Annotated in this window: 10 protein-coding genes; 8 read left to right on the top strand and 2 right to left on the bottom strand. The window is 44.2% G+C overall.

Annotation, left to right across the window (positions count from 1 at the left end):
* Window positions 1-327: a DUF4491 family protein gene (locus F453_RS0101465; protein WP_009235482.1), complete on the bottom strand. Its 327-nt coding sequence runs from the start codon at window positions 325-327 to the stop codon at window positions 1-3.
* Window positions 328-558: 231 nt separating this feature from the next.
* On the opposite strand from F453_RS0101465, the gene F453_RS0101460 reads away from it, so the two are divergent.
* Window positions 559-2,304 carry a phospho-sugar mutase gene (locus F453_RS0101460; RefSeq protein WP_018966402.1) on the top strand — a complete coding sequence of 582 codons (1,746 nt, stop codon included), beginning with the start codon at window positions 559-561 and terminating at the stop codon, window positions 2,302-2,304.
* A 253-nt stretch (window positions 2,305-2,557) separates the two neighbouring features.
* Here the strand turns inward: F453_RS0101460 and hemW are convergent, their stop codons facing one another.
* Window positions 2,558-3,712: a radical SAM family heme chaperone HemW gene (hemW, locus tag F453_RS0101455; protein WP_018966401.1), complete on the bottom strand. Its 1,155-nt coding sequence runs from the start codon at window positions 3,710-3,712 to the stop codon at window positions 2,558-2,560.
* Window positions 3,713-3,876: 164 nt separating this feature from the next.
* On the opposite strand from hemW, the gene fusA2 reads away from it, so the two are divergent.
* The 7 genes from fusA2 to fabD all read left to right on the top strand — a co-directional run bounded on the left by fusA2 (window position 3,877) and on the right by fabD (window position 12,241).
* Complete coding sequence (fusA2, locus tag F453_RS0101450) at window positions 3,877-6,039, top strand: elongation factor G2 (RefSeq protein WP_018966400.1); 2,163 nt, start codon at window positions 3,877-3,879, stop codon at window positions 6,037-6,039.
* Between the two features lie 219 nt (window positions 6,040-6,258).
* Window positions 6,259-7,818, top strand: a complete 1,560-nt coding sequence (locus tag F453_RS0101445) for a sensor histidine kinase (protein ID WP_009235478.1) — start codon at window positions 6,259-6,261, stop codon at window positions 7,816-7,818.
* A gap of 3 nt (window positions 7,819-7,821) precedes the next feature.
* Window positions 7,822-8,520 (top strand): response regulator transcription factor RprY, encoded by a 699-nt coding sequence (rprY, locus tag F453_RS0101440; RefSeq protein ID WP_018966399.1) that lies wholly within the window; start codon window positions 7,822-7,824, stop codon window positions 8,518-8,520.
* A gap of 398 nt (window positions 8,521-8,918) precedes the next feature.
* Window positions 8,919-9,266 (top strand): 30S ribosomal protein S6, encoded by a 348-nt coding sequence (gene rpsF, locus F453_RS0101430; protein WP_009235475.1) that lies wholly within the window; start codon window positions 8,919-8,921, stop codon window positions 9,264-9,266.
* A gap of 2 nt (window positions 9,267-9,268) precedes the next feature.
* Window positions 9,269-9,538 carry a 30S ribosomal protein S18 gene (gene rpsR / locus F453_RS0101425; protein WP_009229459.1) on the top strand — a complete coding sequence of 90 codons (270 nt, stop codon included), beginning with the start codon at window positions 9,269-9,271 and terminating at the stop codon, window positions 9,536-9,538.
* A 17-nt stretch (window positions 9,539-9,555) separates the two neighbouring features.
* Window positions 9,556-10,095 (top strand): 50S ribosomal protein L9, encoded by a 540-nt coding sequence (rplI, locus tag F453_RS0101420; protein ID WP_018966397.1) that lies wholly within the window; start codon window positions 9,556-9,558, stop codon window positions 10,093-10,095.
* Between the two features lie 1,258 nt (window positions 10,096-11,353).
* Window positions 11,354-12,241 carry an ACP S-malonyltransferase gene (gene fabD, locus F453_RS0101415; protein ID WP_025789809.1) on the top strand — a complete coding sequence of 296 codons (888 nt, stop codon included), beginning with the start codon at window positions 11,354-11,356 and terminating at the stop codon, window positions 12,239-12,241.
* The last annotated feature ends 25 nt before the right edge of the window (window positions 12,242-12,266 follow it).

The following is a 12,266-nucleotide window of genomic DNA, read 5'->3' as shown; positions in this document are numbered from 1 at the left end:
CTACGCCGCTTTTCTTTCTTCGATGGTTTTGTAGGCGTGCTTGCGCTTAGGATTCATCGGAAACCATCCACGTTCTACACGCTTCTTCTGTTCGAACAGTTCGCCGATAGACCAAAGGAGAGAAGCACCAATAACGCCAAGTATCGAAGACACAATGACATTTGCAATCAAGAGGGCCACCATGATGGTGATGATGCCCAATACAAGGAAAATCCACCAAAGGCGAGTTCCCCAATAATACTCTACTTTTATGACGATGGGATGGAAAATACCGATAATAAGAAATGTTGATACGGCTATGATAATTCCTGTGAAATAAAAATCCATAATGTTATGTGGGTGTTGTCTTAAATAATTGTTTTGCTAAATATATTTGCAAATGTAGTTAAAATATACGTATGACCCAAACAAATAGGGGCGTTAGTTTGCATTTTTCCTCTTTTTAGAGGAGAAAAATACACGCTCGAAAGCATTTTTTTATTATCTTTGCCATACTGATAACGACAACGTTGTCTTACTTGGTTTGGAACATAAATTTAATATATTAATATACAGATTATGGAGAATAACGCTCAACTGATAGCTCAATGCGAGGCAAAAGCCGAACAATGGCTTGCTCCCGAGTTTGACGAACAAACACGGAAAGAAGTGAAAGAACTGATGGAAAATGCCGATAAGACGGGTCTTATCGATGCTTTCTACAAAGACTTGGAGTTTGGAACGGGTGGCTTGCGTGGTATCATGGGCGCTGGTAGCAACCGAATGAATATCTACACTGTGGGTATGGCAACGCAAGGATTGGCTAACTACCTGAAAAAGAATTTCGCCAACCTGCCACTTATTAAGGTGGCCGTTTGCCACGACTGCCGAAACAATAGCCGATTGTTTGCTGAAACGGTAGCAAACATATTCTCGGCCAACGGGATTAAGGTGTACCTGTTCGACGATATGCGCCCAACACCCGAGTGTTCGTTTGCTATCAGGCACTTTGGATGCCAAAGCGGCGTGAATATTACGGCTAGCCACAACCCCCGCGAGTACAATGGCTACAAGGCTTATTGGGAAGATGGCGCGCAAGTTTTGGCTCCGCACGACAAGGGTATTATTGACGAGGTAAACCAAGTGAAAGTGGCCGACGTGAAATTCAAGGGTAATCCTGAGTTGATAGAAATCATCGGCGAAGAGGTTGACAAGCTTTATCTCGATATGGTGAAGACTATTAGCATCGACCCTGCCGTTATCGAACGCCAAAAAGACCTCAAAATCGTTTATACACCACTACACGGAACAGGCATGATGCTTATTCCTCAGTCGCTTAAGCTATGGGGCTTCGACAATGTTCATTGTGTAAAAGAACAGATGGTAAGAAGTGGAGACTTCCCCACAGTTGTTAGTCCGAACCCCGAAAATGGTGAGGCACTGACCCTTGCTTTGCGCGATGCCAAGGAGATTGACGCCGATATAGTAATGGCTTCAGACCCTGATGCCGACCGTGTGGGTATGGCTTGCAAGAACGATAAGGGTGAATGGGTGCTCATCAACGGCAACCAAACTTGCTTGTTGTTCCTCTACTACATCATCACCAACCGCATTAAGACGGGTAAGATGAAGCCCAACGATTTTATTGTGAAGACCATCGTTACTACTGAGGTGATCAAGAAGATTGCCGATAAGAACAATATCGAGATGCGCGACTGCTATACAGGCTTCAAATGGATTGCAAACGAGATACGCAAGTCGGAAGGAAAGCAGAAGTATATCGGTGGTGGCGAAGAAAGTTATGGCTTCATGGCACAAGACTTTGTTCGTGACAAGGACGCTGTTTCAGCATGCTCACTCTTGGCAGAGATATGCGCTTATGCCAAAGACCAAGGCAAGACGCTTTACGAACTGTTGATGGACATCTACTTGGAGTATGGTTTCTCTAAGGAATTTACCATTAATGTGGTGAAGCCTGGCAAGAGTGGGGCAGACGAAATTAAAGCCATGATGGAGAACTATCGCAATAATCCACCCAAGGAGATTGCTGGCTCAAAGGTGGCTATTAGCAAAGACTTCCAGACTTTGCAACAAACCGATAGTAATGGGGTGGTAACAAAGCTCGACATGCCTGAAACAAGCAACGTGCTGCAATGGTTCTGCGAAGACGGAACGAAGGTTTCTGTACGTCCTTCGGGTACGGAACCCAAGATTAAATTCTACCTTGAAGTAAAGGGCGAAATGAAATGCACGGGTTGCTACGAACGCTGCAATAGAGAAGCAGACGAGAAAATAGAAGAGATTAAGAAGTCGCTGGGATTGTAATGCTACGACTTGCATGCCTCACGGTATATCCCTCTTGATGGGTTATCGTGACAATGCGAGGCTGCAGAACAACAAACCTTGACTTCGAATAACGCATGGAAAATCCCCAATTGGTCTGCTGGGCCGATTGGGGATTTCTATTTGTGCGGTGTCATGAGATAAATGTTTGGGAACTTTTACCACAATTAAGGACGTCAACTTATGTGTGATAAAGACTTAGAATGTAAGGTCTTAACCTTAAGTTAAGCTGTGTTTATACCTTCACAAGGTCGCTCATTACGCTGTCGCTAATGAAGATACCCGCCCTCGAAAGTGCGATGTTGTTGTTAGTTAGTACGAGATTCCCCTCCTTTAGATGGGGCTCGGCTGCTCGCAAAAGATATTCACGATGTGCTTCGCTCAGCAGGTTAAGATCCAGCCCTTCCTTTGTTCTGAGTGCTGTTGTTATCCAGTCGTTGTACTTTGTGTCTTCATCGAGCGTCTCTTTTTCCATTGGCACCATACCGTTTTCTATGGCATCCATATATTTACGAAGATTTGGGACGTTCCACTGACGCGAATTGCCATCGTAAGAATGGGCCGATGGGCCAAGTCCTAGGTAGGGTATGCCCTGCCAATAACTGGCATTGTGACGCGACCTGAACCCCTCGCGGGCAAAGTTACTTATTTCATAATGCTCGTAATGGTTGGTCGTGAGGGTGTCGACAAGTAAGTTAAACATGTCTAGGCTTTGGCTGTCGGCTATCTCCGACACACGTTGTTGCTCCAAAAGACGGAACAGAGGGGTACCTTCTTCGTACATCAAGCTATATGCAGAAATATGCTCCACATCTAACTCGATGGCCTTTTGCAAGTCGGTAGCCCACTCATTGACCGTTTGTTTTGGAAATCCGAAGATAAGATCAATGCTGATATTGCTGATACCTACTTGTCTAAGCCTTTGTATGGCAGGCTGAATGTCGGCAGCCTTGTGCCTTCTGCGCAAGAAGTTTAACCGCTCGTCGGAGAAAGTTTGCACACCCATACTAACACGATTAACGGGCAGACGGGCAACGGTTTGGGCAAATTGGGGGGTAAGATCATCGGGATTACACTCCATCGTTACTTCAGCAGTAGGCGAAATGTGAAAGGTTGGCACCTGTTCCACCTTATTATATATAGCATCAAATAATCGGAGTAGATTTTCTTGACTAAGTTGCGATGGCGTACCACCACCAAGATAGATGGTATCTATCGTGATTGACGATGTCGGAGCAACCTTATCAAGCAGGTAATCACGCCTCATATCCAGCTCGGCACATAGCGCACGCACAAGGCGGTCTTGGCTCGAGAGGGTGGTTGTGGTGTAAAAACCGCAATAGATGCATCTGCTTGCACAGAAAGGAACATGTATGTAAATGCCAGCCATATTTTTCTTTTTGAGAGCAAAAGTACTAAAATGTTTTAAATTCTATACACTAACAGGGCTATGTTTTGGTGGAGTGGCATAAAATATCTATCTTAGACGGCGGAAAAGGCAACGATGCTTTTCTCCATGAAACGTGAGATTACTAACACTTTAAATCTTTTGATATGAGGGTTTATCAGACGAACGAAATTAAGAACATTGCCCTGGTGGGCAGTGCGGGTTCCGGCAAGACCACTCTTGCCGAGGCAATGCTTTTTGGTAGTGGTGTGATCAAACGCCGTGGCTCGGTGGAAGCAAAGAACACGGTGAGCGATTACTTCCCAGTAGAACAGGAATATGGCTACTCGGTTTTCCCGACGGTATTCCATGTTGAGTGGAACAACAAGAAGCTAAACATCATCGACTGCCCCGGAGCAGACGATTTCGTGAGCGGAGCAATAACTGCACTGAACGTTACAGACGTTGCTGTGATCCTAATTAATGGGCAATACGGTCCCGAAGTTGGTACACAAAACAACTTTAGGTACACGGACAAACTTAAAAAGCCCGTTATCTTCCTCGTAAACCAACTGGATTCGGACAAATGCGACTTCGATAACATCATCTCAACGATGAAAGACATCTATGGCGAGAAGTGCGTACAAATTCAGTATCCAACACAAACAGGACCAGGATTTAATGCCATCATTGACGTACTTACCATGAAAAAGTATTCTTGGAGCGCTGATGGTGGTTCGCCTAAGATTGAAAATATTCCAGCCGAAGAGAAGGAAAAGGCTATGGCTTTGAATAAAATTCTGGTTGAAGCAGCTGCAGAAAACGACGAAGGACTAATGGAAAAGTTCTTCGAAAGCGAAACACTTACCGAAGACGAACTACGCGAAGGCATCCGTAAAGGTCTCGTTACACGCAGCATTTTCCCCGTATTCTGCGTGTGCGCAGGAAAAGACATGGGTGTACGCAGACTTATGGAGTTTTTAGGTAACGTAGTTCCGTTCGTAAACGAAATGCCTAAGCTGCATAATACGCGTGGCGAAGAGATTAATCCAGCATCAGAGGGTCCCACTTCAATTTATTTCTTTAAGACAGGATTGGAACCACATATCGGTGAAGTGTCCTACTTTAAGGTGATGAGCGGATGTGTAAAGGTGGGCGATGACATGACCAACGCCGACCGAGGATCGAAAGAACGTATCGGTCAGCTATACGCTTGCGCTGGTGCAAACCGCATAGCCGTCGACAAACTCAATGCGGGCGACATTGGATGTACCGTTAAGCTCAAAGATGTAAAGACTGGTAATACCCTCAACACTAAGGACTGCGACAACAAATTCGACTTTATCAAATACCCCAACTCAAAATATTCGCGCTCAATAAAGGCCGTTAATACCCAAGATACTGAGAAATTGATGGCTGCGCTTCTGAGAATGCATCAGGAAGACCCAACGTGGGTTGTTGAACAAAGCAAGGAACTAAGGCAAACCATCGTTCATGGGCAAGGCGAATTTCATCTTAGAACACTCAAATGGCGGTTGGAGAACAACGAAAAGCTACAAGTGAAGTTTGGAGAGCCAAAGATTCCTTATCGCGAAACCATCACCAAGTCGGCAAGCGCTGAATACCGCCATAAGAAACAAAGTGGTGGTGCAGGACAATTTGGTGAAGTTCACCTCATCATCGAACCGTATGCAGAGGGCATGCCCGACCCAACTACCTATAAATTAAATGGTCAAGATGTGAAGATGAACATCAAGGGCAAGGAAGAATTGCCGTTAGAGTGGGGTGGTAAGCTAGTATTTATCAACTCGGTTGTTGGTGGAGCCATCGACGCACGCTTTATGCCAGCCATTTTGAAAGGCATCATGGACTGTATGGAACATGGTCCGTTAACAGGCAGTTATGCACGAGATGTACGTGTAATAGTGTACGATGGCAAGATGCACCCTGTGGATTCTAATGAACTTTCGTTCATGTTGGCCGCTCGTCGTGCATTCTCTGACGCCTTCAAAGCTGCAGGTCCGAAAATTCTAGAACCCATTTACGACCTTGAAGTCTACGTTCCCGACGACTTCATGGGCGACGTAATGAGTGACTTGCAAGGTCGTCGCGCCCTCATAATGGGTATGGATAGCGAAGCGGGTTATCAAAAACTGATGGCCAAAATTCCTTTGAAAGAGCTGTCTAACTATTCTATCTCATTGAGTTCGCTCACGGGTGGACGTGCCTCGTTCATCACCAAGTTCGCCAGTTACGAACTTGTGCCGAACGAAATACAGCAAGAGCTTATCAAGGAACACGAGGCAGAACTGGTTGATGAAGAAGAATAGTTCTGCATTAAACTCATAAAACACAAATCCCTGGCAGTCATACTTTATGGCTGTCAGGGATTAATACCATTCGAAAAACGCCTCATTACCATAGAGAAAACAAGAGTTAGTTGCTTATATTCACTTATGTACCCGCCTTTCTGTTAACATATTCAAAAACAAGAAATGTTTTTAACACAACCATAGAGTTGTGATCTATATCCTGTTAATTTTGCAAGCATGAAGAAAAGAACGATTTGGACAATAGCCATCATTATGGGGACATCCTTCCTTGCCCTTCTGTTCGTGCAACTGAAGTATATTCAGGAGATGGCGGACATGAAGAAGGAGCAGTTTGACGAGTCCGTAAATCGTGCTTTATACCAGGCTTCTAGAAACATGGAGCTCAACGAGACGCTTCGCTATCTTGAAAAAGACATCAATGAAACCGAGCATAAAAATGCCCCAAACGACTCTATTGGCGGGCAAAACGGTCAGCCGGATGGTGCCTACCAGCGATCGCACCAACTGTCGATAGGCGATAAAGGCGGCATGATGTACACGTCTTTCGAACTGAAAACCATAACCACCAAGCCCTCGCAGATGCCCAAGGCCATGATTTTGAGGAGCGATAAGAATTCGCTTTCAGAAGCATCGAAGGCCATGCAAGAAGTGGTAAAGAACAGATACGTTTACCAACGTGCGCTGTTAGATGAAGTGGTGTACACCATTCTTTATTCGGCCTCTGAGCGTCCACTGAAAGAGCGCATCAACTTTAAGTCGCTAGACCAAGACTTGAAGAATGAGCTGATGAGCAACGGCATAAACCTACAATACCATTTCACGGTTTCCACACCCGACGGCAGGGAGATTTATCGTTGCTCCGACTATTCGGACGAGGGCGAAGAATACTCTTACTCACAAGTGTTGTTCAGAAACGACCCCGCATCAAAGATGGGTTTGGTGAAGATACACTTCCCCGATATGAATAGCTACATTTATTCGAGCGTACGTTTCGTTATCCCATCAGTTATATTCACTTTGGTTCTGCTGATTACTTTCATCTTCACCATCGTGGTTATCTTCCGTCAGAAGCGCTACACAGAGATGCGTAACGACTTCATTAACAACATGACGCACGAGCTAAAAACGCCAATCAGTAGCATTTCGCTTGCCGCACAAATGCTTAACGACAAGAGCGTAACGAAGAGTGAGAGCATGATGAAACATCTTGGAGGCGTTATTAATGACGAATCGAAACGTCTACGCTTCCTTGTTGAGAAGGTTTTACAGATGTCGCTCTTCGATAAGAAGAAAGCTATTTTCAACATGAAACAGCTTGACCTTAACGAAATGGTAGAGAACATTGCCAACACGTTCACGTTGAGAGTCGAACATACGGGCGGCAAGATATATACGGAGATAGAGGCAATCGACTCTACCATCTATGTAGATGAAATGCATTTCCAAAACGCCATCTTCAACTTGATGGACAATGCGGTGAAATATAAGAAGCCCGATGGCCCCTTAGACATTTATCTCCGCACATGGAACGACGACGAATTCCTATATCTCTCTGTACGAGATACAGGTATCGGCATAAAAAAAGAAAACCTCAAAAAAGTGTTTGAAAAGTTCTACCGTGTTCATACAGGCAACCTTCACAACGTGAAAGGTTTCGGATTGGGTCTCGCCTACGTCAAAAAGATGATCGACGTACACAAAGGCGAGATCTCTGTAGAGAGCGAATACGGCAAGGGAACAAAGTTTACGATAAAATTACCAATAATAAAAGATTAAAGTATGGACGAGAAATTGAAAATCCTGTTATGCGAAGATGATGAGAATTTAGGAATGTTGCTTCGTGAGTACTTGCAGGCTAAGGGCTATATGGCCGAACTTTGTCCTGACGGCGAAGCTGGTTACAAGGCATTTCTAAAAACAAAGTTTGACATTTGCGTGCTAGACGTAATGATGCCAAAGAAAGACGGCTTTACACTGGCACAGGAAATAAGGCAGGCTAACTCTGAAATTCCTATCATCTTCTTGACGGCCAAGACACTGAAAGAAGATATTCTGGAAGGTTTCAAGATTGGTGCAGACGACTATATCACCAAGCCCTTCTCGATGGAAGAACTTGTTTTCCGTGTAGAAGCCATATTGCGCCGTGTACGCGGAAAGAAGAATAAGGAGAACACCTTATACCATATAGGCAAGTTCGTGTTTGATACGCAGAAGCAATTGCTTACCATTGGCGACAAGCAAACCAAGCTCACTACCAAGGAGAATGAGCTTTTGGCACTGCTTTGTTCACACGCCAACGAAATTCTGCAACGCGACTTCGCCCTAAAAACCATTTGGATAGACGACAACTATTTCAATGCACGCTCAATGGACGTGTATATCACCAAGTTGCGTAAGCATTTGAAGGACGACGATGATATCGAAATCATCAACATTCATGGTAAAGGATATAAGTTGATTACACCCGAAGTGGAGTAAATAAATAGATAGCTTAACCTTAGCTTTCCATTTTAACGGGGCGCACGGTAAAACCTACCTGCGTCCCGTTGACGCTTATTGGCCAACCGACAAGCAGACGAGCGCGTCTAATATTCACTAGATTTCTTTTGCCAAACAACATGAATCACGGCGCCCGCAACCACAAAAGTTAATCCCACAAAGAGTGGAAGGTTCGTGTGTGTCCATCTTGCAAAATAGCTAACAAGAAAGACAATAACGCCAATGCAAACCATCGCAAGGCCGATATATGGATAAAATTTCCTCATAATCAATTCTATGTGAAGACAAAATTACAAAAAAGGTTTGGTTAAATCAATAAAAATCAATACCTTTGCACCGCAATTTGCAAAATAACATTTATTAATTACATTTTTAGTATGAATCAATACGAAACCGTTTTCATTTTGACTCCCGTTTTGTCTGATGAACAGATGAAGGAAACGGTCGCTAAATTCAAGAAGCTCCTCACCGATAAGGGTGCAGAGATCGTGAACGAAGAGGCTTGGGGATTGAAAAAGATGGCTTATGCTATTCAGAAGAAATCAACTGGCTTCTACTGCCTGTTGGAATTCAAAGCAGAGCCTGAAGTGATTAAATCGCTCGAAACTGGCTATCGCCGCGACGAGAAGGTAATCCGTCACATGACAGTGAAGCTCGACAAGTACGCCGTACAATATGCCGAGAAGAGAAAGCACAAATGGACTAAAAAATTAGAGGAGGCTTAAACATGGCAGACAAGCAATCAGAAATTCGCTATTTGACCCCACCGTCGGTGGACACCAAAAAGAAGAAGTATTGCCGTTTCAAGAAGAGCGGTATCAAATATATCGACTATAAGGATCCCGAGTTCCTCAAGAAGTTCCTTAACGAACAGGGTAAGATTTTGCCCCGTCGCATCACTGGCACTTCGCTCAAATACCAACGCCGCGTGGCTCAAGCCATTAAGCGCGCACGCCAAATAGCGTTGCTTCCTTATGTAACCGATTTGATGAAATAAGAAAGAGGAGGAACAGAATGGAATTAATACTGAAAGAAGACATTATCGGGCTAGGTTATAAGAACGATATTGTAAACGTTAAAAGCGGCTATGGCCGTAACTATCTCATCCCTACGGGTAAGGCTGTTATTGCCTCTGAGTCGGCTAAGAAGGTTCTTGCCGAAAATCTGAAGCAACAAGCACACAAGCTCGCAGCCATCAAGGCCGAGGCAGAGAAGAAGGCACAAGCTCTCGAAGGCGTTGCCCTCGTTATCGAAGCTAAGGTTTCTGCTACTGGCGCAACATATGGTTCGGTTAACGCCGCCACTGTTGCCGAGGAACTGAAGAAGCTAGGCATCGAGGTTGACAGGAAGATCATCACCATGCGCGACATAAAGCGTGTTGGCGATTTCGAGGCAGTTGTTCACTTCCACAAGGAGGTAGAGATTGTCGTTCCTGTAAAGGTTGTAGCTGAAAATGCTGTGGTTGAAACACCCGCTGAAGAAGAAGCACCTGCCGTTAAGGCCGTAGAGGAAGCTCCTAAGGCCGAGGTTGAAGAAGCTCCCGCTGCTGAATAATTTTGCACTGTAAAGCAAATCTATATGAACCCCGATTGTCCTGTAGGTCAATCGGGGTTTTGATTTATAAGCAAGTTACCACTCTATGCACACTTCCTAGTGACATGCTCTACATTGGGCTTTAATAAAAGGAGACTCAATAAACCATTGTCTACGTTTCCTTTGCTAGCATGATGTATGCGTGTTCAATATTACAATATCATCAACAACTCACCTTTCATACCTCCAAACGCCAGCTTTCATTCACCACCTTACAAACTCTTGTAGTGAACTTTTTAAACTTCTGCTTTGTTACAGCTAAGATGTACCCCTGTTCCAGATTAGCTGGAATGGTATTCCAGTTCAACTGGAACAGCATTCCATATAAGATGGAACAGCCGTCCAAAACATATATAACACGGCGGATAATCTAATCATGCATAATCAAGGCATAGAAAGCGCATTTTCTGAACTATAAAAATGCGAATGACGGAATGGTTATTTGGAGAGTTCGGGATAAGACACCATGCCTTTTGAACAAGACTGAAGAGATAAAGAAATGACAATCTTGCTACCTAGTGCTACATTGCAGTTGGCGTAACAATTGTGCTTTATCCCGAACTCGCGCAAAGTAATGATGTCCTATTAATTATACTATAACGACACAACCACAACATGATGACGTTTTCCATGTCAGATGCAAAACAGCTGGAGTTTTGAAAACACTTCACCATCCCTTACTAACCAGCTTGTCAATACGAATTTCATGCAACATTCATACCATTTATATATAAGCTGATGCTAGTGAAATCCGCATGCGTCGTGCCATAAACGGCAGCCTAACTTCTTTATCCTTCATCCTTATTCCTATAATTTCCTGTCACGCCAAGAAGTGTATTTATATGTCTTGTCCACCATTCTTTACGTTTCGCTCCGTGGCATTTCGTATTGCTCTATATAATAATGAGTGGTTTTTGTAAACAGCAAACAAGCATCGTTTACCGATAATTTGCAGAGTTGAAAGAAAAGTATTAATTTTGCAAAATGGCGAGTTTCTAAGATTTCTTTGCTGATTTTTTAGGCTATATCTAAGCATATTTCGCTCATTTGTTGAAAGAACGTGGTTGACTGAACCACAGAAAGCACAAGCAAAAATGCTAGATGAAGTCAAAAAGCCAGTGAAGAGCCTCCCGATTAATACGGACTTGTGCCGAATGGGGATTTTTTTAGAATGCACCATAGAATTTTAAATCAATTATAACAACAAATTAAATTCGGTATGAAAGCATACGTTTTCCCTGGTCAGGGAGCGCAATTTGCAGGTATGGGCAAAGACCTATACGACTCGAAGCCTTTGGCAAAGGAATTGTTCGATAAGGCCAACGACATTCTTGGTTACAGTATCACGGACATTATGTTCAACGGAACCGACGAGCAACTTAAAGAAACGAAGATCACTCAGCCTGCAGTTTTCTTGCATAGTGTTATTTCTGCCCTCTGTCTGGGTGACGAATTTACCCCCGCAATGGTTGCAGGACACAGCTTGGGTGAGTTCTCCGCATTAGTTGCAGCAGGCGCATTGAGCTTCGAAGATGGCTTGCGTTTGGTTTATGCACGTGCTATGGCTATGCAAAAAGCATGCGAGGTAGCCCCCGGAACAATGGCAGCCATTGTTGGATTGGACGACGAAACCGTGGAAAAGATTTGCCAACAGGTAAGCACAACAGGCAATGTGGTGGTTGCTGCTAATTACAACTGCCCCGGACAGCTTGTTATCTCGGGTAATATCGATGCCGTTAACCAAGCTTGCGAACTTCTTAAAGAAGCTGGAGCAAAGCGTGCACTACCCCTAAAGGTAGGCGGAGCATTCCATTCGCCCCTAATGCAACCTGCAAAAGACGAATTGCAGACCGCCATTGAGAACACGACGTTTGCCGAACCCAAATGTCCCGTTTACCAAAACGTTGATGGACAATCTCACACAGCACCTGAAGAGATTAAGAAAAACCTCATAGCACAGCTTACTAGCTCAGTAAGATGGACCTCTAGCGTGCAAAACATGATCAAAGACGGTGCTAACGATTTCACCGAATGTGGTCCTGGCAAAGCTCTACAAGGTATGATTGGCCGCATCGACAAGGACGTTACGGCACACGGTATAGAATAACCGACACACGGGAATGCCCTTTAGC

The organism is Hoylesella loescheii DSM 19665 = JCM 12249 = ATCC 15930, from assembly GCF_000378085.1.
Lineage (GTDB): Bacteria > Bacteroidota > Bacteroidia > Bacteroidales > Bacteroidaceae > Prevotella > Prevotella loescheii.
This window is presented reverse-complemented; position numbering and strand designations above follow the sequence as displayed.

Bases quoted from the DNA above. Each gene is read 5' to 3' on its own strand.
- F453_RS0101465 (WP_009235482.1), bottom strand. From the start codon at position 327: ATGGATTTTTATTTCACAGGAATTATCATAGCCGTATCAACATTTCTT.
- F453_RS0101460 (WP_018966402.1), top strand. From the start codon at position 559: ATGGAGAATAACGCTCAACTGATAGCTCAATGCGAGGCAAAAGCCGAA.
- hemW (WP_018966401.1), bottom strand. From the start codon at position 3,712: ATGGCTGGCATTTACATACATGTTCCTTTCTGTGCAAGCAGATGCATC.
- fusA2 (WP_018966400.1), top strand. From the start codon at position 3,877: ATGAGGGTTTATCAGACGAACGAAATTAAGAACATTGCCCTGGTGGGC.
- F453_RS0101445 (WP_009235478.1), top strand. From the start codon at position 6,259: ATGAAGAAAAGAACGATTTGGACAATAGCCATCATTATGGGGACATCC.
- rprY (WP_018966399.1), top strand. From the start codon at position 7,822: ATGGACGAGAAATTGAAAATCCTGTTATGCGAAGATGATGAGAATTTA.
- rpsF (WP_009235475.1), top strand. From the start codon at position 8,919: ATGAATCAATACGAAACCGTTTTCATTTTGACTCCCGTTTTGTCTGAT.
- rpsR (WP_009229459.1), top strand. From the start codon at position 9,269: ATGGCAGACAAGCAATCAGAAATTCGCTATTTGACCCCACCGTCGGTG.
- rplI (WP_018966397.1), top strand. From the start codon at position 9,556: ATGGAATTAATACTGAAAGAAGACATTATCGGGCTAGGTTATAAGAAC.
- fabD (WP_025789809.1), top strand. From the start codon at position 11,354: ATGAAAGCATACGTTTTCCCTGGTCAGGGAGCGCAATTTGCAGGTATG.